General features: G+C 68.3%; 20 protein-coding genes and 1 tRNA gene. 8 read left to right on the top strand and 13 right to left on the bottom strand.

The window, feature by feature from the left end:
- Positions 1 to 88 precede the first annotated feature (88 nt).
- Complete coding sequence (galE, locus tag AC1DSZ_RS15010) at positions 89 to 1,078, bottom strand: UDP-glucose 4-epimerase GalE (RefSeq protein ID WP_476839141.1); 990 nt, start codon at positions 1,076 to 1,078, stop codon at positions 89 to 91.
- Positions 1,079 to 1,244: 166 nt separating this feature from the next.
- Between galE and AC1DSZ_RS15005 the strand changes: the two genes are divergently transcribed.
- Positions 1,245 to 2,117 carry a UTP--glucose-1-phosphate uridylyltransferase gene (locus AC1DSZ_RS15005; RefSeq protein WP_476839140.1) on the top strand — a complete coding sequence of 291 codons (873 nt, stop codon included), beginning with the start codon at positions 1,245 to 1,247 and terminating at the stop codon, positions 2,115 to 2,117.
- 209 nt (positions 2,118 to 2,326) lie between these two features.
- Here AC1DSZ_RS15005 and AC1DSZ_RS15000 read toward each other — a convergent pair whose 3' ends face one another.
- Positions 2,327 to 3,817, bottom strand: coding sequence for an outer membrane beta-barrel protein (locus tag AC1DSZ_RS15000; protein WP_476839139.1), 1,491 nt, complete (start codon positions 3,815 to 3,817; stop codon positions 2,327 to 2,329).
- A 147-nt stretch (positions 3,818 to 3,964) separates the two neighbouring features.
- On the opposite strand from AC1DSZ_RS15000, the gene AC1DSZ_RS14995 reads away from it, so the two are divergent.
- On the top strand, positions 3,965 to 4,966 hold the full coding sequence (locus tag AC1DSZ_RS14995; RefSeq protein ID WP_476839138.1) for a KpsF/GutQ family sugar-phosphate isomerase: 1,002 nt from the start codon (positions 3,965 to 3,967) through the stop codon (positions 4,964 to 4,966).
- 4 nt (positions 4,967 to 4,970) lie between these two features.
- Here the strand turns inward: AC1DSZ_RS14995 and AC1DSZ_RS14990 are convergent, their stop codons facing one another.
- The 5 genes from AC1DSZ_RS14990 to AC1DSZ_RS14970 form a co-directional block, all read right to left on the bottom strand.
- Entirely contained in the window at positions 4,971 to 5,411 is a 441-nt protein-coding gene (locus AC1DSZ_RS14990) for an NfeD family protein (RefSeq protein WP_476839137.1), read from the bottom strand.
- 7 nt (positions 5,412 to 5,418) lie between these two features.
- Positions 5,419 to 6,399, bottom strand: coding sequence for an SPFH domain-containing protein (locus AC1DSZ_RS14985; RefSeq protein WP_476839173.1), 981 nt, complete (start codon positions 6,397 to 6,399; stop codon positions 5,419 to 5,421).
- 355 nt (positions 6,400 to 6,754) lie between these two features.
- A complete protein-coding gene (locus AC1DSZ_RS14980; protein WP_476839136.1) occupies positions 6,755 to 8,176 on the bottom strand; it encodes a glutamate synthase subunit beta in 1,422 nt (473 codons plus the stop codon).
- Between the two features lie 126 nt (positions 8,177 to 8,302).
- Entirely contained in the window at positions 8,303 to 12,949 is a 4,647-nt protein-coding gene (gene gltB, locus AC1DSZ_RS14975) for a glutamate synthase large subunit (protein WP_476839172.1), read from the bottom strand.
- 278 nt (positions 12,950 to 13,227) lie between these two features.
- Positions 13,228 to 13,476 carry a hypothetical protein gene (locus AC1DSZ_RS14970; protein ID WP_476839135.1) on the bottom strand — a complete coding sequence of 83 codons (249 nt, stop codon included), beginning with the start codon at positions 13,474 to 13,476 and terminating at the stop codon, positions 13,228 to 13,230.
- Positions 13,477 to 13,634: 158 nt separating this feature from the next.
- Here AC1DSZ_RS14970 and AC1DSZ_RS14965 point away from each other — a divergent pair, with 158 nt between their 5' ends.
- Both AC1DSZ_RS14965 and AC1DSZ_RS14960 read left to right on the top strand, forming a co-directional pair.
- Positions 13,635 to 14,690 carry a threonine aldolase family protein gene (locus tag AC1DSZ_RS14965; RefSeq protein ID WP_476839134.1) on the top strand — a complete coding sequence of 352 codons (1,056 nt, stop codon included), beginning with the start codon at positions 13,635 to 13,637 and terminating at the stop codon, positions 14,688 to 14,690.
- 96 nt (positions 14,691 to 14,786) lie between these two features.
- Positions 14,787 to 15,764: a hypothetical protein gene (locus tag AC1DSZ_RS14960; protein ID WP_476839133.1), complete on the top strand. Its 978-nt coding sequence runs from the start codon at positions 14,787 to 14,789 to the stop codon at positions 15,762 to 15,764.
- A gap of 75 nt (positions 15,765 to 15,839) precedes the next feature.
- Here the strand turns inward: AC1DSZ_RS14960 and AC1DSZ_RS14955 are convergent, their stop codons facing one another.
- Positions 15,840 to 16,307 carry an Hsp20 family protein gene (locus tag AC1DSZ_RS14955; protein WP_476839132.1) on the bottom strand — a complete coding sequence of 156 codons (468 nt, stop codon included), beginning with the start codon at positions 16,305 to 16,307 and terminating at the stop codon, positions 15,840 to 15,842.
- 261 nt (positions 16,308 to 16,568) lie between these two features.
- Here AC1DSZ_RS14955 and AC1DSZ_RS14950 point away from each other — a divergent pair, with 261 nt between their 5' ends.
- Together AC1DSZ_RS14950 and AC1DSZ_RS14945 are read left to right on the top strand one after the other, a co-directional pair.
- Entirely contained in the window at positions 16,569 to 16,898 is a 330-nt protein-coding gene (locus tag AC1DSZ_RS14950; RefSeq protein ID WP_476839131.1) for a hypothetical protein, read from the top strand.
- Between the two features lie 65 nt (positions 16,899 to 16,963).
- The gene (locus AC1DSZ_RS14945; protein ID WP_476839130.1) at positions 16,964 to 17,956 is read left to right on the top strand and encodes an alpha/beta hydrolase; all 993 of its coding nucleotides are present in this window, start codon (positions 16,964 to 16,966) and stop codon (positions 17,954 to 17,956) included.
- On the opposite strand, the gene hisN is transcribed toward AC1DSZ_RS14945, so the two are convergent.
- Both hisN and AC1DSZ_RS14935 read right to left on the bottom strand, forming a co-directional pair.
- Positions 17,957 to 18,739 (bottom strand): histidinol-phosphatase, encoded by a 783-nt coding sequence (gene hisN / locus AC1DSZ_RS14940; RefSeq protein WP_476839129.1) that lies wholly within the window; start codon positions 18,737 to 18,739, stop codon positions 17,957 to 17,959. It lies immediately after the preceding gene.
- A gap of 449 nt (positions 18,740 to 19,188) precedes the next feature.
- The gene (locus tag AC1DSZ_RS14935; RefSeq protein WP_476839128.1) at positions 19,189 to 20,079 is read right to left on the bottom strand and encodes an N-formylglutamate amidohydrolase; all 891 of its coding nucleotides are present in this window, start codon (positions 20,077 to 20,079) and stop codon (positions 19,189 to 19,191) included.
- Positions 20,080 to 20,233: 154 nt separating this feature from the next.
- Here AC1DSZ_RS14935 and cpdR point away from each other — a divergent pair, with 154 nt between their 5' ends.
- Complete coding sequence (gene cpdR, locus AC1DSZ_RS14930) at positions 20,234 to 20,599, top strand: cell cycle two-component system response regulator CpdR (RefSeq protein WP_244643996.1); 366 nt, start codon at positions 20,234 to 20,236, stop codon at positions 20,597 to 20,599.
- Between the two features lie 69 nt (positions 20,600 to 20,668).
- A tRNA-Val gene (locus AC1DSZ_RS14925) sits at positions 20,669 to 20,743 on the top strand.
- A 375-nt stretch (positions 20,744 to 21,118) separates the two neighbouring features.
- Here the strand turns inward: AC1DSZ_RS14925 and AC1DSZ_RS14920 are convergent.
- Genes AC1DSZ_RS14920 through AC1DSZ_RS14910 form a run of 3 tightly spaced genes read right to left on the bottom strand, consistent with a single transcriptional unit; the run spans position 21,119 to position 24,830 of the window.
- Positions 21,119 to 22,120: a HupE/UreJ family protein gene (locus tag AC1DSZ_RS14920; RefSeq protein ID WP_476839127.1), complete on the bottom strand. Its 1,002-nt coding sequence runs from the start codon at positions 22,118 to 22,120 to the stop codon at positions 21,119 to 21,121.
- Between the two features lie 32 nt (positions 22,121 to 22,152).
- The gene (locus AC1DSZ_RS14915) at positions 22,153 to 23,013 is read right to left on the bottom strand and encodes a peptidyl-prolyl cis-trans isomerase (protein ID WP_476839126.1); all 861 of its coding nucleotides are present in this window, start codon (positions 23,011 to 23,013) and stop codon (positions 22,153 to 22,155) included.
- Positions 23,014 to 23,024: 11 nt separating this feature from the next.
- On the bottom strand, positions 23,025 to 24,830 hold the full coding sequence (locus tag AC1DSZ_RS14910; RefSeq protein ID WP_476839171.1) for a DUF3604 domain-containing protein: 1,806 nt from the start codon (positions 24,828 to 24,830) through the stop codon (positions 23,025 to 23,027).
- Positions 24,831 to 25,018: the final 188 nt, after the last annotated feature.

Below are 25,018 nucleotides of genomic sequence, written 5' to 3'. Positions count from 1 at the left end.
CTCCACCGCGCCCTTCGCGGCTCAAAGCCAGCATGGAAGGGCGTGGTGAAGGGGAGCTTAACCGGCCAGCTCGAGCGCTACGGCAGGTTCAGCGCGCGTTGGGCGTTGTCAGGTGTTTTTCCCATTCGAGCGCGTGGGTCACGATGGTGTCGAGGTCGTCATATTGGGGCGTCCAGCCGAGCACTTCGCGCACGCGCTCGCCGGTGGCCACGATGGCGGCAGGGTCGCCGGCGCGGCGGCCGGACCGGCGGGCCTCGAAATCCACGCCCGACACGCGCTTCACGGTCTCGACCACCTCCAGCACCGAGTAGCCCTGCCCGTAGCCGCAGTTCAGCGTCAGATTATCGCCGCCCGCGCGCAGATGGTCGAGTGACGCGATATGGGCGTTGGCGAGGTCGGTGACGTGAATGTAGTCGCGCAGGCACGAGCCGTCGCGGGTCGGGAAGTCGGTGCCGAAGATCTCCAGATAGGGGCGCTGGCCCAGCGCGGTCTGGCACGCGACCTTGATGAGGTGCGTGGCGGCCGGCGTGGACTGGCCGGTCCGGCCCTTGGGGTCGGCGCCCGCCACGTTGAAGTAGCGCAGCACCACGAATTTCAGCGGGTGGGCGGCGGCCGTGTCGCGCAGGATCCACTCCGTCATCAGCTTGGAGCGGCCATAGGGGGACACCGGCGAGGTCGGGTCGTCCTCGTTGACCGGGTCGCCGCTGACGTCGCCATAAACGGCGGCCGTGGACGAGAACACGAAGTGCTTCACGCCGCACTCCACGGCGGTCTCGATCAGCGCGCGGGCCTTCACGGTGTTGTTCAGGTAATAGCCCAGCGGGTCCGACACGGATTCGGGCACCACGATCTTGGCCGCGAAGTGCACCACGGTATCGACGTCGTGCTCGCGCATCACCGAGGCCACGAGAGCCTGGTCGCCCATGTCGCCGACCACGAGCGGAACGTTGGTCGGCACCGCCGATGCGAAGCCGGTGCTGAGATTGTCGAGCACCACGACCTTCTCGCCGCGGTCCAAGAGGGCCAGCACCATGTGGGAGCCGATATAGCCCGCCCCGCCCGTCACCATCACAGCCATTGCGTCATCTCCAGAAATTCCAGGGGTGCAATCTGCCCCAGAGTGCATAAACTTTCCTGAACTCGTCCGGAACGGATGGTCGTGCTAACGGTTTGCCCGCGAACCACGACCGGCGCCTTGAGGGGCGACCCGTCCCGATCCCCTCCAGTCGAAGCAGTTGCGATCCATGACCAAGAAAATTCGCAAAGCCGTCTTTCCTGTCGCGGGCCTGGGCACCCGCTTTCTGCCCGCCACCAAGGCGGTGCCGAAGGAAATGATGACCGTGGTGGACCGCCCTGTCATCCAGCACGTGGTGGACGAGGCGAAAGCCGCCGGAATCGAGCATTTCGTGTTCGTCACCGGACGTGGCAAGGCGGTGATCGAGGATCACTTCGACATCAATTTCGAGCTCGACCGGACGCTGGCCGAGCGCAACAAGAACAAGGAACTCGAGGCGCTGAAGCGCGACCTGCCCGGCGCCGGGCAGACGAGCTTCACCCGCCAGCAGGCGCCGCTCGGCCTCGGCCACGCGGTGTGGTGCGCGCGCGACATCATCGGCGACGAGCCCTTCGCGCTGCTGCTGCCCGACATGCTGCACCTCGGCAAGACGTCCTGCCTCGGCGACATGATCCGCGGCTATGACGTGCATGGCGGCAACATGATCGCCGCCTACGAGGTGCCGGACAGCGAGACGCACCAGTACGGCATCGTCGGCGTGCAGGACGAGGGCGGCCACCAGCGCATCACCTCGATGGTGGAGAAGCCCGCCAAGGGCACGGCCCCCTCCAACCTGGCAATTTCGGGCCGCTACATCCTGAGCCCCGCGATCTTCGACATCCTGGAAAACCAGGAGCGCGGCGCGGGCGGCGAGATCCAGCTCACCGACGCGATGATCACGCTGGCCAAGAGCGAGCCGTTCTTCGCCCACACCTTCGCGGGCGAAATCTACGACACCGGCTCCAAGATCGGCTTCCTGATGGCGAACGTCGCCTATGCGCTCAGCCGCGAGGACGTGTCGGCCGCCTTCTCGGTCGAGCTGCACAAGCTGCTGGGGCGCTGAGGCAGAAGTTTCCTACTCCACACCCCTCATCCTGAGGAGCCATGCGGCTTCGCATGGCGTCTCGAAGGACGAGGGGCTCAGGAGGCTGGAGCCTTCGTCCACGCTGGATTCCCTCGTCCTTCGAGACGCAGGCCGAAGACGGCATGCTCCTCAGGATGAGGGTATCGAAGCGGTTTCGGTCATTGTCTTGAGCCAGCCCAGCCGTTCGCTCACGGCTGGAGCTTCAGGCCTACCATGAACACGTTGGCGGTGTAGTCCGAGCCCGCCGTGGCGGCGTTCAGGCGCTCATGCGTGAAGCTCGCCTTCATGGCGACCGAGCGCGTGAGCTTGTATTCGAGCTTGAGGCCGGCCGTGTAGCCGCTTTCGCGCAGCGGCTGGCCCACATAGTCGTTCTGGTAGAACGCGCCCACGGCCGAGATGATCAGGTTGCGCAGCAGCGCGTGCGAGACGTCCACCGCGACCGTCCGCACCTGCGCGCCGGCGGCGCCCACCACGGTTGTCTCGGCCAGCGACGACGTGCCGCGCAGCGTCACGGTGGTGAGCGGCGTCGCCGACCAGATCAGGGCCGCGTCCGCGACGGGGCCGCGCAGCCCGCTCAGGCGCGGATCCTCGTAGTCGCGGGTTCCGTAGCCGGCCGAGGCTTCGCCCGTGAGCGTGCGGGTGATCTCGAAGGTGGAGCCGACACGGCCCTGCACGCCCGAGGACGAGCGCTCGTAGCCGCCCACATTGATGGTCGCATCGTAGACGCGGCGATCCACCAGGGCCTCGACAAATGGGATCACGCCCGGCGTCAGCTCGTAGCCGCCGCGCAGGCGCAGCGAATAGGCGTTGAGGTCGCGATTGTCCTGGCTGACTTCGACGCCGTCCGGCTGCGTGACCGCCCCGTATGCGGTGCGGTCGACCGCGCCGCGCACCGAGACGAGGGCTGGTCCGAAGCGCTGCGTCAGCGTGGCGTTCACGCCCGTGTTGAGGATGGTGGACCGCTTGCTGGTCGCGAGAGGCTGCTCGATGCTGCCGGGACGTTCGGTCGCGATCGCGTAGGCGGCGCCGAGATCGAGCTGCGTGTCGCGCAGCACGTCGAGGCGCAGATTGACTTCGCCCTGGCCCTCGGGCCGGTTGGCGGAGCGGACCGCCGGATATTCCATGTAGGCGCCGCGCAGGTCGGCCCTGAAAGCGTGGCGTTCCCACTCGCTGTCGACCCGCAGGCCGCCTTCCTGACGGAACGCCGCCGAGCCCTTGTGGGGGCCCGGGGTGCGGTTCGGGTTCGTGTCGTAGCCGCCCGAGGCCTCGATCGAGGGGCGAAACACGAGGCCGCCGGTGTCGATGCCGAGCGGCTCGTAGGGGTCGGCCTCTGTCTTGCGGCGGCTCTTGCGGGGCGGGTCGAGCGGCGGCAAGCCCGGGGCCGCGAGGATGGGAGCCGGCGACGCCGCGACGGTCGCGGCCGGGACGACGGGCGCGAGCGGGGCGCTCTGGCGCAGGCGGCGCGATTTCGCCGGCTTGGCGGGGCGGATCGGCGCACCCACGGCCGGGTAGGAGCCGCGAAAGCTGGGCTTCGCGGCCTGTGGGACCGGCGGCGCGGCGACGGCGCGTGCGGACGGGTCGGGGCCGACATCCTGTGCGGAGGCCGCGCTCGCATGCGCCAAGGCGGCGACCAGCCCGAGAAGGGCCGTCACAGAGGCGTTCTGGCGAAAAGCGGCCAAGGAAGGCTCCGGCCCGGGGAATGCGGAACGGCCGGCGCGAATGCGGACCGGCTCCGTTAACAGGTCTATAAGATCGATGGTTAACAGCCGGTAAGCAGATGCGGCTCCGGCGTTCCGTCGGCCGCGTCCACGTGCTATGGGCGGGCCATGTCCAAGTCCGCACCCGGCGCGCGAGTCGCGCCTGCGCTTCCGGCGCTGCCGTCCGCCCTCCGCGCCATCGAGGCCGAGCGGGCCGGTCTCGACGCCTTGCTGGAAGCGCTGCAGAACGGTCTCGGCGTTCCCTTCCAGCAGGCCGTGTCGCTGATCGCGGCGGCGGCCGGGCGCGTGATCGTGTCCGGCATGGGCAAGTCCGGCCATGTCGGCCGCAAGATCGCGGCGACGCTCTCGTCCACGGGCACGCCCGCCTATTTCGTGCATCCGGCCGAGGCAAGCCACGGCGACCTCGGCGCCATCCAGGCCGATGACGTCATCCTGGCGCTGTCATGGTCGGGCGAGACGTCAGAATTGTCGGACCTCGTCGCCTATGCGCGGCGGTTCCGGGTAGGGCTCATCGCCATCACGGCCAACCGGGACAGCGCGCTCGGCCGGGAGGCGGATGTCTGCCTGACGCTGCCGAAGGCGCGCGAGGCCTGCCCGAATGGGCTGGCGCCCACCACGTCCACCACCATGCAGCTGGCGCTGGGCGACGCGCTCGCGGTGGCGCTGCTGGAGGGCAGGGCTTTCAGCTCGCATGATTTCCGCGTGTTCCACCCGGGCGGCAAGCTCGGCGCGCAACTGAAGCAGGTGCGCTCCGTGATGCACACGGGCGAGCGGCTGCCGCTTGTGTCGCGCGGCATGCGGATGTCGGACGCGCTGGTGCGCATGAGCGAGAAGGGCTTCGGCTGCGTTGTGGTGGTCGAGGACGACGGCGCCATCGCGGGCATCGTCACGGATGGCGACCTGCGCCGCCACATGCAGCCGGACCTCATGGCGCTGACCGTCGATGTCGTGATGACGCCGCACCCGACCACGGTGGAGCCCAGCCTGCTCGTCGCCGAGGCGCTGGAGATCGTCGAGACGCGCAAGATCGGCGCGCTGATCGTGGCCGAGAATGGCAGGCCGGTGGGCCTCGTCCACGTGCTCGACCTGCTGCGCATCGGGGCCGTCTAGATTTTTAGCGCGCCGGCGCGACCCGCAGCAGCGTGCCGTCGACGCCGACCACCTTCACCTCGGTTCCGCTCGGCAGGTCCGGGCCTTCGACGCGCCAGACCGTGTCGTCGATGCGCACGCGGCCGCGGCCTTCGGCGATTGGCTCCGTGAGCATCACCAACCGGCCCACCATCGCGCCGCCGCGGTCGTTGATGATGCGGTCCTGCGCCTTGGGCTTCAGGTCGCGCATGAAATGGCGGCCGACCGCCACGGACCCGATCGCGAGCGCGGCGAACAGCAGCGCGGTGGCTTCGCCCGACAACGTCACCACGAAGGTGATCACGCCCGTCGCGATGGCGGCGACGCCGAGCCAGAGCATGAAGGCGCCGGGCGCCAGCACCTCGACGCCCACCAGCACCAGCCCGGCGATGATCCAGCCCCAGGGGCCGAGCGAGAGATCGATCATCGCGCCCTCAGCTCTTGGGCGCGCCGGCGCCGGTCGACGGCACCGAGCCGCGGCGTCCGGCCGACTGCGCGCTGTCCGGCCCGAACGCGCCGCGCGACAGCTCGGCGATGCCGGCGATGGAGCCAATGACCGACGACGCCTCCAGCGGCATCATGATGACCTTCTGGTTCGGGGCCGACGCCACGGCCTGCAGGGCCTTCACGTATTGCTGGGCCACGAAGTAGTTGATCGCATTGACGTCGCCCTTGGCGATGGCCTCGCTGACCATCTGGGTGGCTTTCGCCTCGGCCTCGGCGGAGCGCTCGCGCGCCTCGGCGTCCCGGAAGGCGGCTTCCTTGCGGCCCTCGGCTTCGAGGATTTGCGCGGTCTTGTGGCCCTCGGCGCGCAGCACCTCGGCCTGGCGCTGGCCCTCGGCCTCCAGCACCACGGCGCGCTTCTCGCGCTCGGCCTTCATCTGCCGGCCCATGGCGTCCACGAGGTCGCGCGGCGGCACGATATCCTTGATCTCGACGCGGTTGATCTTGATGCCCCAGGGCGAGGTCGCGGCGTCCACCACGCGCAGCAGGCGCTCATTGATCTCGTCGCGATGCGAGAGCAGCTGGTCGAGGTCCATGGAGCCCATGACGGTGCGGATGTTGGTCATCGTCAGCGTCAGGATGGCCTGCTGGAGGTTCGATACCTCGTAGGAGGCAAGCGCGGCGTCCAGAACCGTGTAGAAAGCGACGCCGTCCACCGTCACGATGGCGTTGTCGCGGGTGATGACCTCCTGGCTGGGAACGTCGAGCACCTGCTCCATGATGTTCAGCTTGTGGCCGATGGTCTCCACATAGGGGACGATGAGGCCGAGCCCCGGGCTGAGCGTGCGCGAATAGCGGCCGAAGCGCTCCACCGTGTACTGGTAGCCCTGCGGCACCGTCTTCACGCCCGCCATCAGGGTGACGATCACGAAGATGACCAGCACGATCGCGAAGATCGTGAATCCCGAAATGACCATGCCCGCCCCCTGATTCGGCCCGAGGCCGCCAGCATCATATGGGGGCTTGAGCGCTGCAAGGAAATGACGGGGGTTGGTAGGGACAGCTTCTTGCCGTCGTCTTTGTTGACGAGTGGGCGAATTCTCTCCGTCATCCCCGGCGGCCCGAAGGGCCGGGAAGGGGATCCAGGGGTGAGCGCTTTGCCCTGGATCCCCTTCCCGACCTGCTGCGCAGGTCGCCGGGGATGACGGTGGAGAGATCGGCGGGCTGAGGCCGTCATTGCGAGCGACAGCGAAGCAATCCAGCCTAAAAGCCGGGCCATAAGACTGGATTGCTTCGCCTCCGGCTCGCAATGACGGCGAGGGGGCCCTACCGGGGCAGGATGGTCTCGCCCATGAGATGCAGGTCGATGGCGTGGGCGGCCTGGCGGCCCTCGCGGATGGCCCAGACCACCAGCGACTGGCCGCGGCGCATGTCGCCGGCGGCCCAGACCTTATCCTGCGAGGTGCGGTAGGCGAGTTCGTCGGCCACCACGTTGTTGCGGCGGTCCAGCGCGACGCCGGACGTTTCCACCATGCCGGGCACCTGGGAGCCCGCAAAGCCGATGGCCAGGAACACGAGGTCGGCGCGCAGAATGAACTCGCTGCCGGGGATCGGCACGCGCTTCTCGTCCACGCGGGCGCATTTCACGCCCGTGACCTTGCCGTTCTTGCCCTCGATGCCGAGCGTGGCGGCCTGGAACTCGCGCTCCGCGCCCTCGGCCTGAGAGGACGAGGTCCGCATCTTGGTCGGCCAGTAGGGCCACACGGCGAGCTTGTCCTCGCGCACCGGGGGCTTGGGGCGGATGTCGAGTTGCGTGACTGACAGCGCACCCTGGCGGAAGGAGGTGCCGACGCAGTCGGAGGCCGTGTCGCCGCCGCCGATCACCACGACGTGCTTGCCGCCGGCCGTGATCGGAACCTCCTCGACGGGCTCCTGGCCGACGCGGCGGTTCTGCTGGGTGAGATACGGCATGGCGTAGTGGACGCCGGCCAACTCCTGCCCGGGCAGGCGCGGATCGCGCGGGTCCTCGGCGCCGCCCGCCATCAGCACGGCGTCGAACTCGGCCGTGAGCTCGGCGAAGGGCTTGGTGACGCCAATGTTGACGCCGTAGTGGAAGGTCACGCCCTCCTGCTCCATCTGGGCGACGCGCCGGTCGATGTGGCGCTTCTCCATCTTGAAGTCCGGGATGCCGTAGCGCAGCAGGCCGCCGGCGCGGCTTTCGCGCTCGAAGACATGGACGTCATGGCCGACGCGGGCGAGCTGCTGGGCGGCAGCCATGCCGGCCGGGCCGGAGCCCACCACGGCGACGCGCTTGCCGGTCTTCTGCTCGGGCGGCTCGGGCACGACCCAGCCTTCGGCCCAGGCCTTGTCGGCGATGGCCTGCTCGATGGTCTTGATGGTGACCGGCATGTCCTCGAGGTTCAGCGTGCAGGCTTCCTCGCAGGGCGCAGGGCAGATGCGGCCGGTGAACTCCGGGAAATTATTGGTGGAATGGAGGTTGCGGGCCGCCTCGCGCCAGTTGTTGGCGTAGATCAGGTCGTTCCAGTCCGGGATCTGGTTGTTGACCGGGCAGCCCGGGCCGGAATGGCAGAAGGGCACGCCGCAATCCATGCAGCGCGCGGCCTGGCGGCCGACATCCTTCTCGTCCAGCGGCAGCGTGAACTCGCGGAAATGGCGAATGCGGTCGCCGGCGAGCTGATACTTCTGCTCCTGCCGGTCGAACTCCAGAAAGCCTGTGACCTTGCCCATCGTCGTCTCCGAGGCCTCGCCTCAATTTTCGCACCCGGCTGCGTTGGACCGCGGGCCCTCGGGCCCGCAGCGTCGCACGGTGGCGTTCAAAGATGCGGGCCCGAAGGCCCGCGGTCCGGGTGAGCCTTACTCCGCCGCCTGAAGCGTGCGCAGCTTGTCCATTTCCTGAAGCGCCCGGCGGTATTCCACCGGCATGACCTTCACGAAGCGGGTGCGGTAGTCGGCCCAGTTCTCCAGGATCTCCTTGGCGCGGGTCGAGCCCGTGTGGCGCAGGTGATCGCTGATGAGCTGGTGGAGGCGCTCCTCGTCGTGGCCGGACATGTCGGCCATGATGTCGATGCGCCCCTTGGTCTCCAGATCGCCGCCATGGTGGTGGAGGCGCTCCAAAAGCTCCTCCTCCTCCTCGACGGGCTCCAGATCGACCATGCTGAGGTTGCAGCGCTTGCGGAACGTCTTGTCCTCGTCGAGCACGTAGGCGATGCCGCCCGACATGCCGGCCGCGAAGTTGCGGCCAGTCGGGCCGATCACCACAACGACGCCGCCCGTCATGTACTCGCAGCCGTGGTCGCCCGTGCCCTCGACCACCGCGACAGCGCCGGAGTTGCGCACGCCGAAGCGCTCGCCGGCGACGCCGCGGAAGTAGCACTCGCCCGAGATCGCGCCATACAGCACGGTGTTGCCGACGATGATGGACTGCTCGGCCGGGGCGCGGGCGTCATCCGCCGGGCGGATGATGAGCTTGCCGCCCGACAGGCCCTTGCCGACATAGTCGTTGGCCTGCCCGACCAGCTCCAGCGTGACGCCGGCGGCCAGGAACGAGCCGAAGCTCTGGCCGGCGGTGCCGTCGAGGCGGATCCGGATGGTGTCGTCCGGCAGCCCGGCGTAGCCGTAGCGCTTGGCGACCTCGCCCGACAGCATAGCGCCGGTGGTGCGGTCGACGTTGCGGATCGTGGAGCGGAGCTGCACCGGAGCGCCGCCCTCGATGGCCGGCATGGCCTCGGCGATGAGCTTGCGGTCCAGCACCGCGTCGATCGGGTGCTTCTGGCGCTCGACGTGGCGGACCGGCACGTCCGGGCCGACATCGGGCTTGTGGAAGATGCGGGAGAAATCGAGCCCGCGCGCCTTCCAGTGGTCCACGGCCTCGCGCTTGTCGAGCAGCTCGGAGCAGCCGACCAGGTCCTCGAAGCGGCGGAAGCCCATCTCGGCCATCATCTCGCGCACTTCCTCGGCGACGAAGAAGAAGTAGTTGATGACGTGCTCGGGCGTGCCCTTGAACCGCTTGCGCAGCACCGGGTCCTGCGTGGCGACGCCGACCGGGCAGGTGTTGAGATGGCACTTGCGCATCATGATGCAGCCGGCCGCGATCAGCGGCGCTGTGGAGAAGCCGAACTCGTCGGCCCCCAGCAGCGCGCCGATGATGACGTCCCGCCCGGTGCGCAGGCCGCCGTCGACCTGCAGGGCGATGCGGCCGCGCAGGCGGTTCAGCACCAGCGTCTGCTGGGTCTCGGCGAGGCCCATCTCCCAGGGCGAGCCGGCGTGCTTCAGGGAGGTGAGCGGGCTCGCGCCCGTGCCGCCCTCAAAGCCCGAGATCGTGATGTGGTCGGCGCGCGCCTTGGCGACGCCCGCCGCGACGGTGCCGACGCCCACCTCGGAGACGAGCTTCACCGACACGTCGGCGGCCGGGTTCACGTTCTTCAGGTCGAAGATCAGCTGCGCGAGATCCTCGATCGAGTAGATGTCGTGGTGCGGCGGCGGCGAGATCAGGCCGACGCCCGGGGTCGAGTGCCGGACCTTGGCGATCACGGCGTCGACCTTGTGGCCGGGCAGCTGGCCGCCTTCGCCGGGCTTGGCGCCCTGCGCGATCTTGATCTGCATGACGTCGGCGTTGACGAGGTACTCGGCCGTGACGCCGAAGCGGCCCGACGCGACCTGCTTGATCGCCGAGCGCTTGGAGCGCCCGTCCGGCAGCGGAACGAAGCGCTCCGGCTCCTCGCCGCCTTCGCCGGTGTTGGACTTGCCGCCGATGCGGTTCAGCGCGATCGCGAGCGTCTCGTGCGCCTCCTTGGAAATGGAGCCGAACGACATGGCGCCGGTGGCGAAGCGCTTCACGATGTCGGCCGCGGGCTCAACCTCGTCCAGCGGCACGGGGCTGAGGCCCCGCTCGGCGGCGGTCTGGATCTTGAACAGGCCGCGGATGGTGGTGAACCGGCTCTCCTGCTCGTTCACCTGCCGGGCGAACTCGCGATAGCGGTCCTGGGCGTTGTGGCGCACGGCGTGCTGCAGCGTCGCGACGGTGTCGGGCGTCCAGACATGGTCCTCTCCGCGGATGCGGTAGGCGTATTCGCCGCCGACATCGAGCGCGTTGCGGTACACCGGCGCGTCCCCAAAGGCGTCGCGGTGGCGGCGCACGGTTTCCTCGGCGATCTCCTCCAGGCCGACGCCCTCGATGGTGGTGGCGGTGCCGAAGAAGAACTTCTGCACGAAGGCGCTCTGCAGGCCGACGGCGTCGAAGATCTGCGCGCCGCAGTAGGACTGGTAGGTCGAGATGCCCATCTTGGACATGACCTTCAGGATGCCCTTGTCGACCGACTTGATGTAGCGCTTGACGATCTCGTCCTCGTCGACCTCCTCGGGAATCTCGCCCCGCATGGCGGCCAGGGTGTCAAAGGCGAGGTAGGGGTTGATGGCCTCCGCGCCGTAGCCGGCGAGGCAGCAGAAATGGTGCACCTCGCGCGGTTCGCCGGTCTCGACCACGAGGCCCGCAGAGGTGCGCAGCCCCTTGCGGATCAGGTGATGGTGCACGGCCGCGGTGGCGAGCAACGACGGGATCGCGATGCGGTCCGGCCCGACCTGGCGGTCCGACAGGATGATGATGTTGTAACCGCCATGCACGGCCGCCTCGGCGCGCTCGCACAGGCGGTCGAGAGCGCCCGCCATGCCGGCGGCCCCCTGCTCGGTCGGGTAGGTGAAGTCGATCGTCTTGGTGTCGAAGCGGTCCTCGAAATGACCGATGCAGCGGATCTTCTCCAGGTCGCCGTTGGTGAGGATCGGCTGGCGCACCTCGAGGCGCTTGCGGCGCGAGGAGCCTTCCAGGTCGAAGATGTTGGGCCGCGGGCCGATGAACGACACCAGGCTCATCACGAGCTCCTCGCGGATCGGGTCGATCGGCGGGTTCGTGACCTGGGCGAAGTTCTGCTTGAAATAGGTGAAGAGCGGCTTGGAGCGCGACGACAGCGCCGAGATCGGCGTGTCGGTGCCCATGGAGCCGACGGCCTCCTGGCCGGTGACCGCCATGGGGGACATCAGCAGCTTGAGGTCTTCCTGCGTGTAGCCGAAGGCCTGCTGGCGATCCAGCAGGCTCACGTCGGTGCGCGACTGGCGCGGCTCGACGGGCTTCAGGTCCTCCAGGATGATCTGGCCGCGCTTAAGCCACTCGCGATAGGGGTTCGCGGTGGAGAGCGAGGTCTTGATCTCGTCGTCGGAGACGATGCGGCCCTGCTCGAGGTCGATCAGCAGCATCTTGCCGGGCTGGAGGCGCCACTTGGTGACGATCTTGTCCTCCGGGATCGGCAGCACGCCGAACTCGGACGCCAGCACGACGAGGCCGTCGTCGGTGACGAGATAGCGGGCCGGGCGCAGGCCATTGCGGTCCAGCGTCGCGCCGATCTGGCGGCCGTCCGTGAAGCACACCGCGGCGGGGCCGTCCCACGGCTCCATCAGGGCGGCGTGGTACTCGTAGAAGGCGCGCCGGTCCTCGTCCATCAGCGGGTTGCCGGCCCAGGCCTCGGGGATCAGCATCATCACCGCGTGGGCGAGCGAGTAGCCGCCCTGCACCAGGAACTCGAGCGCGTTGTCGAAGCAGGCGGTGTCGGACTGGCCTTCGTAGGAGATGGGCCAGAGCTTGGAGATCTCAGCGTCGAACAGGTCGCTGTCGACGGAGGCCTGGCGGGCCGCCATCCAGTTCACGTTGCCACGCAGCGTGTTGATCTCGCCGTTGTGGGCGACCATCCGGTAGGGGTGGGCCAGCGACCAGGTCGGGAAGGTGTTGGTGGAGAAGCGCTGGTGCACGAGCGCGAGCGCCGAGGCGAAGCGCGGGTCGGTGAGGTCCTTGAAGTACTCGCCGAGCTGGCCGGCCAGCAGCATGCCCTTGTAGGTGATCGTGCGGGACGACAGCGACACGGGATAGAACCCCTTCGTGCGCGCGTCGCGCATGTCGTAGATGGTGTTGGAGATCACCTTGCGGAGAATGAAGAGCCGGCGTTCGAAGGCGTCGCCGGCCTCCGTGGAGGCGGCGCGGCCGATGAAGACCTGCCGGATGCAGGGCTCGGTCGGCTTCACGCTCTCGCCCAGGCCGGAGCTGTCCACCGGCACGTCGCGCCAGCCGAGGAACTGCTGGCCCTCGTCGGCAATCACCTTCTCGACGATGCTTTCGCAGAGCTTCCGCCCCTCGGGGTCGCGCGGCAGGAACAGCATGCCGGCCGCGTAATCGCCAGCCTGCGGCAGCGCGAAGCCGAGGCGGGTCGCCTCCTCGGCGAAGAAGGCGTGCGGGATCTGCACCAGCATGCCGCAGCCGTCGCCGGCCTTGGGATCGGCGCCAACCGCGCCGCGGTGGTCGAGGTTGAGCAGGATCTGCAAGCCCATCTCGACGATGGCGTGTGACTTGCGGTTCTTCATGTCGGCGACCATGCCGACCCCGCAGGCGTCGCTTTCGCGCGCCGGATCATAAAGGCCCTGGGCCTCGGGCAGGCCGGGGTCGCGCACGACGAGGGGCATGCGATCGGCCGTCGCGCGCTTCGAAGCCTCGAAGCTCGCGCCGATGGGGGCCTGTCCTGTCCGCTCGCTCATGGTCGCCCTCGTGTGGTCCGGTGTCGTCCCTCGAGCCGTCTCTGACGCGGCCCATCCTGCTTCGGCCGGTCGGCGCGGCCCTGCTCGAAGAAGCAGGCTTGCGCCATCCGGGTCGGGGCCTGTCTTGTGATTGGGAGGTCCGGTCGCGCCCCGTTTGCGCCCGCTCCCCGCGGGCGTCCGGTTCCGAGGAACCGGCGTGCGCCCGCTCAGCCCGCGTGTTTGCGGGTGGCGCGTTTACGATCGCGCGTGGCGGCCTTGCCGCGCACCGTCATCGTCGTATCCGCACCCATCATCCGCACGTGGCGTCCGCCATAAAAGAAGGGCCGCAGCCCTGTAAATTGGGACAGCAAGGCTGTCCTATCCGGGCCGGACAATGCCAGATAACCATACGCCGCACAAGGGCCATTTTTCGTCGTTTTCGCAAGAATGTTGCGGTGCCGGTTTCCATCGCGCAAGGAACGGAACGTCGCGGCTGCGGGCGCGCAAGTGTCTGACCCTCGCGGGCGTCGCGGGTCTCGCCGGGCGCACGGCCTCCGTGCGGTGCGGGGGCTTGCTCGCCCGGCGCAGAAATGCATCGTGCGGCGCGACGCCTTCGATCGATGGGTACCCACGCATGAACCTCGCCAGCGACAACGTGGTCGGCGCCAGCCGGCCGGTGCTCGAAGCCCTTCTGGCCGCCAATGACGGCGCCGAGGGCGCCTACGGGGCGGACGCCCATACGGCCAAGGCGGAAGCCATGCTGTCGGCCGTGTTTGAGCGGGAGTGCGTGTCCTCCCTGGTGGCGACCGGCACGGGCGCGAATGCGCTGGCGCTCGCGGCCCTCACGCCGCCTTGGGGAGCGGTGTTCTGCCACGCCGAAGCGCATGTGCTCGACGACGAGTGTGGCGCGCCCGAGATGTTCACGGCCGGGGCCAAGATCGTCGGAATCCCGGGCGTCGCCGGCAAGTTCACGCCCGCCGGGCTGGAAGCCGCGCTGGAGCGCTTCCCTAAGGGTGTCGCGAAGGCGGTCCAGCCGGCCTGCGTGTCCATCTCGCAGGTCACCGAGGCGGGCACGCTCTACACGCTGGAGGAGATCCGGGCGATCGCCGACACGGCGAAGCGTCACGGCCTGAAGGTCCACCTCGATGGCGCGCGCTTCGCCAATGCGCTGGTCGGCCTCGGCTGCACGGCCGCCGAGATGACCTGGATGGCGGGCGTGGACGTGGTGTCGTTCGGGGCCACCAAAAATGGCGGCCTCGCCTGCGAGGCCGTGGTGTTCTTCGACAAGGCTACGGCCGAAAATTTCACCTTCCGGCGCAAGCGCGGCGGCCACACCGTGTCCAAGGGCCGCCTCCTCGGGGCCCAGATGGTCGGCTACCTGCAGGACGACCACTGGATGCAGAATGCGCGGCACGCCAACGCGGTCGCGAGCAAGTTGTCCGAGGAGCTGGCCGCCGTCGCGGGCGTGCGGCGCGTTTGGCCGACGCAGGCCAACGAAGTGTTCGTGTCGTTGCCGGGCGCCGTGGCGGCGCGGCTGAAGGACGCCGGCGTTCGTTTCGCGCCCTGGTCCAGCGGCAGCATGCCGGACGGGTTCGCGATCGCGACCGACGAGGTCTTCGCGCGCTTCGTGACGTCCTTCGCGACCCGCGAGGACGACATCGCGAAGCTTGTCACGATCGCGCGGGGTTAGCGTCGCCTGCGACGAATCAGGACGTTTGTCCGTCGCAGCGCCGCCTTAATCGCTCTTTAACCCTCGATCGCCTGCCATTCGAGGGAGCAAGCCCGTATGTTCGCGTTCATCGCCGCCGGCGTTCACGCCGGGGCCGTCCGTCGCTTTGCCCGCCGGGGCGCTTTTGCGCTTGCGGCGCTCACGGCCGCCACGCCCGCCCTGGCGGCGCCGCTCGGTTTCATCGATGCGCCGGCTGGCGCTCTGGTCGAGCGCGCCCAGTGGTTCGGCTTCCGCGTGGCGCCGGAGGAGATCGCCGACATTCTTTACGCCCGGTACGGCATGCAGCGCGTGATGCGCATCCGTTCCGTGGGCGACGTGTACGAAGCCGACGCGGTGGATCGGCGCGGCTTTCGGGTCCACCTGACCCTGGACGCCCAGAGCGGCCGCATGCTGGAGAGTTTCGTGGTCGGCGGCCGCGCCTATGATGCGCCGGTCCCGACGCCGCCCCGCGGCGTGCCCGGCGGCGCTTATCGCGATCCTTATCGCGACCTGCCGTCCTTCCCGGGCGAAGAGGTCGAGCGGCGCAGCGTCCGACCGGCCCCGGACGGGTTGAGCGGCGAGCGCACGCCCGCACGGCCGCCGCGCAGCCGGGAGGCCCGCACCCCGGACGCCGCTACGGCGCCGGCCGCGCCGCGCAAGCCAAAGGCGGTGCCGACCCCGCCGAAGCCGACCGAACAGGCCGTTCCGCAGCCCGCGCCCGTTCCCGAGAAGCCTGCCAGCACGGCGGCCCGTCCAGTCGCGCCGGAGCCGGACGCCGCCAAGCCCGCCGCCCCGCAGGCGGTTCCCGCCCCCGCTCCGACGGTCGTGCCGCCCAGCACGACGCCGCCCGTGGTCGCGCCGCCTAAGCCGGCCGCCGAGGAGCCCGCCGCTCCGGCGGTTCGCCAGGCCGCGCCGGCGCCGCAGCGGATCCCCGAGCCGTTGGTGGATCCCAAGACCGGGCAGCCGAACGGAGCGGTTCCGGTCGCGCCGCTGGACGATTCCAGCAGCAAGGCGCCGTCGTCGACCCCGAGCGTGCCCCCCGCCGCGCTGGACTAAGCTGCGGGGCGACCCAGGGCGTAACAAAAAGGGCGGCCAAACGGCCGCCCTTCTGGTCAACGCATGTGCGTGCGATTACGCAGCCACCTTCGCGGTGGTGTCGATCACGGTCTTCTGACCGGCGCTGATCGGGATCAGGCGGGGCTTCTTGGCCTCCGGGATCTCGCGCACGAGGTCAATGTGCAGCAAGCCGTTCTCGAGGCTCGCGCCCGTCACCTGGACGTAATCGGCCAGCTGGAAGCGGCGCTCGAAGCTGCGGGCCGCGATGCCCTGATAGAGCACCTCGCTGGCGCGGTCGCCGCCGGCGGCCTGCTTCTCGCCGCGCACCGTCAGGCCGTTTTCCTTGGCCTCGATGGCGATGTCCTGGTTGGTGAAGCCCGCAACCGCGATCGAAATGCGGTAGGCGTTCTCGCCGGTGCGCTCGATATTATAGGGCGGGTAGCTCGCGGCCGGGTCGCCATTGCCCATCTGGTCGAGCATGGAGAACAGGCGGTCGAAGCCCACGGTGGAGCGGTAGAGGGGCGAAAGATCGTAGTTACGCATAGCATATCCTCCTAGAAGCGACATGCGGGCGGTCCGCCGAATGGCCGGACCGGCCGTTCTGCGCAGCCATTGTGGCCTGCGCATCCCTCAGGTGGGCATCAGTTTTCCGCTGTTCAAGTCCCCCTGCAAAACCCCCGTGCGCGTGATCGCGATGGCGCGCATGAATGGCGGGTGAACGAAGTTTTCCACAGCCGTTCAGGGTGAGGGCGCCATAGGAGACGCCAAGGCGGGACCAGCGGCGGCTCCCGAAAGTTTGACCCCATGCGTGCTTTCGTTCGATCAGCTCTCGTCTGCTCCTGCCTGCTTGCGGGCGCGCTGGCGTTCGGCCCGCCGGCTGCGCGCGCCGGCGACGACGTCTCGCGAGGCGGCCTGGAGCCGGGCGCGGTGGAGACGGTTCTCGGCCGGCAGGGCTATTCGGACATCAGGAATATCCGGCGCAAAGGCGCGCTCTGGCTGGCCGAGGCGTCCAGCCCGCGCGGCCAACGCGTGCGCACGGTGGTGGACGCCTTCACGGGGGAAATCACCGGGCTGGCGCCCGTCCAGGGCGGCGCCGAGCCGGGCGCGCGGAAGTCCGCCGACGCACGACTCTGAACGCGGCGCCTGTCAGTTGGTCGTCGATGGCGTATAAACGCGTCGCCGCAGCTGCAGGAGCGATCGTGGACCTCGTCGCGACCCCCGGTAATCCGATCCCGTCCAACCACGTCACCACAACGGTGACCAGCGCGGGCGGCGTGCGCCTGCGCGTCGCGCGCTGGCGGCCGACATCCCGGCGGAACCGCGGGACGGTGTGCATCCTCCAGGGCCGGTCCGAGTTCATCGAAAAATATTTCGAGGTGATCGCCGAGCTGCGCCGGCGCGGTTTCGCCGTGGTGGCGTTCGACTGGCGCGGGCAGGGCGGCTCGGAGCGGCTGCTGCTCGATCCCCGGAAGGGGCATGTCGACGACTTCGCGGACTTCGACGCCGATCTCCACGCCGTGATGGACGGCGTGGTGCGCCGCTCGTGCCCGGCGCCCTATTTCGCCCTTGCGCACTCGATGGGCGGCTGCGTGCTGCTGCGCGCGCTGATGCAAACGCCGGACCTGTTCGACCGGGTCGTCCTGTCCGCGCCGATGATCGAGATCTCGGGCCTGCGCCGCCCCCGGCGGGTTCGCCTGCTCGCGGCTGCGCTCGACGTGCTGGGGCTCGGCGGAGCCTACATTCCGGGAGGCGGCCAGACGGCCGTGAACACCAAGCCATTCGCCGACAATCCGCTGACCTCCGATCCGGCTCGTTATGCGCGGACAGGCGACATCATCGCGGCTGCGCCCGGCCTGGCGCTCGGCGATCCCACCATCGGCTGGGTGCATGCGGCGTTTCGCGCCATGGAGCCGTTTCGCGACCCGAACGTGCCGCTGCAGATCGCGACCCCGATGTTGATCGTGGCCGGGACGGCCGACGTCGTCACCGTGACGGCGGCGGCCGAGCGGTTCGCGGCGCGCCTCAAGGCCGGGCGGGCCGTGATCCTGCCGGGCGCGATGCACGAATTGCTGGTGGAGCGCGACGCTTATCGCAGCCTGTTCTGGGCCGCGTTCGACGCGTTCATTCCGGGCGCGGCGCGCCCGGCGCGGGCGGACGCGGCGGAAACCGGCGCCGAACCCGCTTTGGCTTGATCAGGCGTTCAGCAGCCGCAACACCTGTTCGTGCAGCCGCGGATCGCCGGCCGCCACGACGGCGCCGCCCTTGGCCGGGGACTCGCCGGACCAGGTCGTCACCACGCCGCCGGCGCCCTGGATGATCGGCGCGAGCGCGACGATGTCGTAGGGCTTGAGGCTGGTTTCGATCACGACGTCGATGAGGCCGGCCGCCAGCATGCAATAAGCGTAGCAGTCGCAGCCGAAGCGGGCCAGGCGCGCTTCCTTCTCGACCCGCTCGAAAGCCTCGAGCTCCGCGCCCTCGAACATCCGGGGCGTGGTGCAGGAGATCGTCGCCTCGGCCAGGCTCACGCCCGTGCGGCTGCGCAGCACGCGCTCGCCGGTCGGCCCGCGCCATTTCGCCTCGCCGCCGTCGCCGGCGAAACGCTCCCGCGTGAAGGGCTGGTGCATCATGCCGTAGCAGGGCTCGCCGTGGCGGGTGAGCCCGATCAGCGTGCCCCAGGTGGGCAGGCCGGAGATGAACGCCTTGGTGCCGTCGATCGGGTCGAGCACCCAGACGAACTCGGCGTCGGTGCGCTCGTCGCCATATTCCTCGCCGACAATGCCGTGCGACGGAAAGATGCGTTTGATCATCTGCCGCATGGCGGCCTCGCCGGCGCGGTCGGCCTCGGTGACGGGATCGAACACGCCGCCGCGCGACTTGTCGGCCGCCGCCATGGTGGTGCGGAAGAACGGCAGGATGGCCTTGCCGGACAGGGTGGCGAGATCGTCCACGAATGCAGCGAAGTCGACGGCCGTCATCGATCCATCCCGTTTGACGCAAGGGCGCTTGAACGGACTGGCCGCCCGCCCGGCGCAGAATGCAGCGTTCCGCCAAAGCCGCGCAAGCCGCGTTCGGAGGACGAAGCCCGGCCGTGATAGTGAAACGGCGTCGCGTTGGCAAACGGAGCCGGCCCGGGTGGGGCTCCGAAGGGTTCATAGACGAACTATCAGGTTCGCGTGGGGTCTGTGCTGCAGTGCACGCATGCCGCAGAATGGCGGCGATCCGAGGCGCAGCAACGAATTCTGACGCGAGGCGGCCTGCGGAGCCGGGCGAAAAGGTCCTTGTAAATTGTGCAGTGCAATGCGATATTCATCGGGCGTTGGGACGCGCCTCGCGCGTTCGACGTAGCCCTCCTTGGGCGTTTCCTCCCTAGACTTGGGCCGCCGGCATCGCTGGCGGCCTCTTTCTTTTTGGGGGAGCGGCCCGGCTATTCGGCCGCGAGCCGGCCCGCGCTCCGGTAGAGATCGATTTCCCGAATCAGCGCGTCCGCGACCGCCATCAGGTCCTGCGACACCCTGGCGAAGTTGGCCGTGCGGGTGAACTTACGCTCATCCATGTAGAGGCCGCGGCAGATCTCGATCTGGATCGCGTGGCAGCCGCCGGCCGGATCGCCGTAGTGCTCCGTGATGAAGCCGCCCGCATAGGGCTTGTTGCGGGCCACCACATAGCCGCGGTTGTAGAGCTCATGCTCGATCACGTCTGCGAACAGGCCCGCCGCGCTGGACCCGTAGCGATCGCCGATCACCACGTCGGCGCGCGAATGGTCATCCCGGTTCGCCACGCCGGTCGGCATGGAATGGCAGTCCACCAGCAAGACCGTGCCGAAACGGCGCAGGCTTCGCTGCAGCAGCTTGTCGAGGGCGCGATGATAGGGCTTGTAGATCTGGTCGATGCGCTGCAGCGCCTCGTCGACGGGCAGGCGCCTGGCGTAGATCTCCTGCGCGTCGCCGACGATGCGCGCGATGGTGCCGAGCCCGCCCGCAACCCGCATCGAGCGCGTGTTGGCGTAGGCCGGGAGCCGGCCGTCGAACATGCGCGGGTCGAGCTCGTAGGGCTCGCGGTTCACGTCCAGGTAGGCGCGCGGAAAGTGAGCCGTCATCAGGGGCGCGCCGCGGCCGACCACGTCGGCGAAGAGCTCGTCCACGAAGGTGTCTTCCGAGCGGCGCAGCGTCATGGCGTCGAGGCGGGAGGCCGCCACGAAGCTCTCTGGGTAGGTCCGGCCGGAGTGCGGGGAGTTGAACACCAGCGGGGTCGCCAGCGCGGCCGGTTCGTGGATCTGGAAGGCGGGAGCGAACAGGTCGGCGGGGCTGTGTGTCATCGGGTGTCCGCGAGCGCAAAGGCTGGTATGAAGTCTGCCTGCAACCGTCCGAGCTGTCCACGATCGGGACGGATATCGCCTTTCACGGGAAATTTACCCTCATCGCGCTTCATGAGGCTGTCGTCCGGAGTTCTCCATGTCCGCTGAATCCACCATCACGACCCGCATCCTCCTGGCCGAAGACGACAACGACATGCGTCGATTCCTGGTCAAGGCGCTGGAGAACGCCGGGTACAACGTCGCGTCGTTCGACAATGGCCTCTCGGCCTATAATCGTTTGCGCGAGGAACCGTTCGAGCTGCTGCTCACCGATATCGTGATGCCCGAGATGGACGGCATCGAGCTGGCGCGCCGCGCCACCGAGCTCGACCCCGACATCAAGGTCATGTTCATCACGGGCTTCGCGGCCGTGGCCCTGAACCCCGATTCGCAGGCCCCGAAAGACGCCAAGGTGCTGTCGAAGCCCTTCCACCTGCGCGACCTCGTGAACGAGGTCCAGAAGCTGCTCCAGGCGGCCTGATCGAGGCTTGCCATCTTTGAATCGAGTGGCTATACCCGCGCCACTCGCGGTCGACCTCGCGTCGACGCCGGGCGCGTAGCTCAGCGGGAGAGCACTACGTTGACATCGTAGGGGTCACAGGTTCGATCCCTGTCGCGCCCACCATCTTCCAAGCCCTGGAAACCGCTAACTAAAGCGGTCTCCGGGGCTTTCGTTTTGGGGCGACGTCACGCGCAGATACTTCTCGCAGTCTATGAATCAGTTCTCTCCATTGCGCCCGAGAGCACTCGACGTTCAACAAGGGTCAGGCGAATAACGCCGGAATCCCTGTTCTCGAGACGGCTTTGGTTTCTGTTCGTGAAGGTGCGCAGCAGGCGGCGGCGCTGACGCATTATTTTGCGTGGGCCTGCTTGTACTGGAATCATTCTTGGCCTTATCGCTTCTAACCGCCAATAATACGGTTTCAGCACAACCTTCGTGATCGCAGGGCACAAACGCTTCCGCACAGCGTCCTGGCCGCTTGCCTCGACGGTTTCGTGGCTATGGCAACATGGGTCCAAAGCCGACGAGGCGCTCGATGAGCCACGCGGACGCGAGTGTCCCGATGGCGTAGCCCGTCCCGACGCGAAGGCGCTCCCCCGCACGGCCGCTGCTTGTCGCCGCCATCCACGAGCGGGAGAGCTGCCGGGCGGTGGCCATGCTCAGCAGAATGGCGCCGACGAAGAGAAGTTGCCCGGCCTCGACGCCCAGATTGAAAGTCAGCAACGCCGTCGCCAGGTCCTGCTGCGGCAGGCCGACCTCCTTGAGCGCGCCGGCGAAGCCGAGGCCGTGCAGGAGGCCGAAGGAGAAGGCCACCGCCCATGGCGCGCGCTCCGACAGGCGGGGCCGACCTGATTCACTCTTCACGATCTCGCATGCCACGAACGCGATGCTGAGCGCGATGCAGGCCTCGACCGGTGGCTGGGGCAGCGCGATGTAGCCAAGCGAGGCGCCCGCCAGCGTGATGCTGTGCGCCAGCGTGAAGGCCGTGATCGTCTGGACCAGTTTCCTGCCGTCGCGGATGAGCACCAGCAGAGCCAGCACGAAGAGCAGGTGGTCGAACCCGGTCAGGATGTGTTCGACGCCGATGGCGAAATAGGTCCAGGCGGTCTCGCGCCATCGGGGCGCCGCGGCGATAGCCAGGACCGGGTTGTCGGGCGTGAGCCGCCCCATTTGCACCGTGCCGTCGAGATGGGCGATGCGCACCAGCACGTCAGTCGCGCTCGTGGCCAGTCCGTCCACCGTGAGCGTCGCGCCCTGAAGGCCGGCGGAACAGCGGATGTTCCAGCGCGCCGTGAAGAAGGACGCCTCGAAGGCGCGGCTGGGCTCTGCCAGGGCCCGACAAGTAGACGGAAAGCGGGGATCGATGGCGAGCTTGCGGTCGCCAGAGGCCGGGACGCGCCAGAGCACCGCGAAGCTGTCGGCGGCCCGTTCGCGCAGGTCGAGGTAGCCCGGCCGCAGCTCATCGGCCCGGGCGCCTCCCGCGTAGAGAATTGCCAGCAAGCTCAGGACACGAGTGAGAAGAATCGCGGGGCTCAAGGCGCGGCCGCCTGTTTGGAGGGCGCCACGGGCTCGATCACGACCTTGGTGCGGGCCAGCATGGAGTCGAGGCGCTGCCTTTCCAGCGCCTGGCGGGCCTCGCCCCGCCATTCCCGTTCAACGGCGGGGCGGATCTCCTCCAGAACCGGCAGCCGGCCGGGGCGCTGTTCCGTTATATGGACGAGGTGAAGGCCGTAGGGGGACGCGATGGGCGGACCCCACTCTCCTACGGGAGCCGCCGCAAGGGCGGCCGCGAAGTCGGCGCCGAACATCTGCTCGACCGTGCCGTTTGCGATGCCGGAGAGGACCGCCGGAAGCATCATGGGATCGCCCAGCGTCGAGGGGTCCGGCGTCTGGCCGCTGCGCAGGATCGCGAGCGCGGCGGCGGCGTCGCTGTCGATTCGGTCGCCGCGCGTGTCGGGCCTCAGCACGATCTGGCGGAAGCTGTAGACCGGCTCGGTCGCGAACCGGTCGGGATGGCTGGCCAGAAAGGCCTGCAGCGCGGCCTCATCCACCGGCATGGCCTCCACCTCGGCCTCGTATAGGTACTGCACCTTGGCGCGCAGCCGACGGCGGATCGCTTCGTCGTCACGGTCGAGGCCGAGCGCCGTCGCCTCTCGCACGTAGAGTTCGTCCTTCACGGCGTCGTCGACGAGACCCTTCATCTCGGCCGAGGTGGGCGGGCGCTGCCAGGTCCTCGTGAAAACCGCGGCCAGCTGCCCGACCTTGGCGGCGCCAATGACGATCGCACCGCTCTCGGTCCGGTCCCCGCGATGCAGGAGCGCATAGGTCACGAAGACGAGCGCACCCAAGGCGAGGAAGTGGAGAAGTGGCTCGCGCAGGATCCGGCTGAGCATGGCCAGTCTCCTCAGGGCGTGTACCAGATGGGCGAGGTCCAGGCCCGCTCCTGGACCGTGGCGGCGACGCCTTCCAGCAGGGGCAATTTCGCGCGCACGGCGTCGTACGTGCTCCAACGCGGCGTCGGAATTTGCAGGACCCTTGCATAGTAAAGCGCGTGCTGGGCGGGATCGAACTGGTCGTCGACCCAGCTCCCCGTCAGCTGCGGGCTGCCCACCGTGTTGCTGTAGGTGGCCGTCTTGAGGTCGACGGTATTGCCGACCGAGGGAAGTTTTCCGTCGCCGCCAGGCGTGCGGTCGCCCGACCAGGCGACGTTGACGATGGTCTCTCGCGGCGTTCCGTCCGACCCGATCCAGCCCTTGATGATCTGGATGCGGTCGAGATTGGCGTCCTTGGCCCCCTTGATGGCCATAACGTTGAAGCGCAGGGGACGCTTCTCGCCCACGGCGACAGAGGGAAGCGTCCCGCCCATGGGCACGCCAGCGCGGTAGCCAGCCGCCACGGTGGCCATCGGGTTGGCGTCAGGGCCGGGGAGATCGAAGCCCGCGAACATCCGCACCTTGATGCGCACGCCGCTGGTGGCGAAGGTCTCCTTGGCCTTCATCGCGTCCCAGATGGCGCCGCGCGTGTTGCTGGTCGCCCAGACGCCCGTCAGCGCGCCGGGGTTCAGGTCTACGCCGGCAAGCCAGCCGCCCACTTCGCCGGTTCGGCGGCGCTCGATGGAGCCGTCGGCGGCGCCATGGCTGCCAATTGCGAAGTTGTTTTCGGCGGTGTCGGCCGGCGTGCCGTTGTGGCTGTCCGTGCCGCCGACAAACCCATACTTGTAGGGGTTCGCGCCGATGTCTCGCTGGTATTCGAGCCCCTTGATCACACCAGACCGGACAAAATTCTCCTTCTTGAACTCGCGTGCGCTGTAGTTGGCGATCGAATTGGCGTTTTCGAAGTTCGCGAACTCGTCCGCCCCCCAGAAGTTCGGGTGAACCTCGGAATTTCCTTTGATCTGCATCATCTTGATAAGCGGCTCGAAATGCGCCCGCGTCCTCGCATAGGCAGCGTCGATCGGCTTCCCCTCTGGGTCGAGCGGATCGAACATCATGGCCTTGCTGGCGTTCGAGTTGTGCGGAATGGCCAGCACCGTCGCCCCAAGTTTTTCGAGGCCGCCCATCCACGCCCAGAGGCCGTCCTCGCGGACGATTTCGATGGAACTCATCGGGGTCTCGGGAACGCGGATGTCCCGGAAGAAAACGTTGCGGTGCAGGTTTCCGCCCTTCGGCGCAGCACTCCATTCGAAGGCCGGGATGGTCGTGAACTTGCCCGGCTTGTAGTTGCGTTCCGCGGCTTCGAGTTCGATGGTCCAGGCGCTCTTTACCGTATCCGGCCCGGCGAAGAAGGGCGGATGCTGCGGAACGCCGGAACGGTTGTTCTTGACGACATAGTCCAGGAACCACTTCTCGCGGTCCTCGTACGACGTAAGCGAGCGTAGTTCTTTCAGCTTTTCTTGGTCGTGGCCGGGGGCCCCGTCGACCATCGTTGAATACATTTCGCCGAGGTATTCAGCGTGGTCGGTCACGGCGGCGAAGTCGAGCGGCTCGACGATGCGATGCATCTGGCCGTTGACCATCATCTTCTCGCCCTGCGCGAACTTGTAGGCCAAGTCAGGGCTTAGGCGCGTGCCCCCGAGATAGGCGTCCAGGGAGTAGGATGTGTGGACGTGCGTCTCGCCGAAATAGGCGTCCCGCAAAGGGTTTGTCCGAGCCCTGGCCTCCGCGGCGGCGATCCGGGCCTGCTCGGTCCGGATTGTCGGACCAGGCGTCATCAGCCTGAGGTCATCCGCCCAGGCGCTCGGGGCGAGCAGGCAGGTCACCAGAGCCAGAGTCGGGCCAGCGGCTGAGAATGCCTTTCCGGTTGGCCAGAAGTCGCGTGGGCGCTGTGTCATCGCGGTGGTCCTTCCCAATCCGGTCGGCGGAAACGGCTTTGAAGCGGCGCAGCTGACGCGGCAGGTGC

Source organism: Alsobacter sp. P4_H11 (genome assembly GCF_056400925.1).
This window is presented reverse-complemented; position numbering and strand designations above follow the sequence as displayed.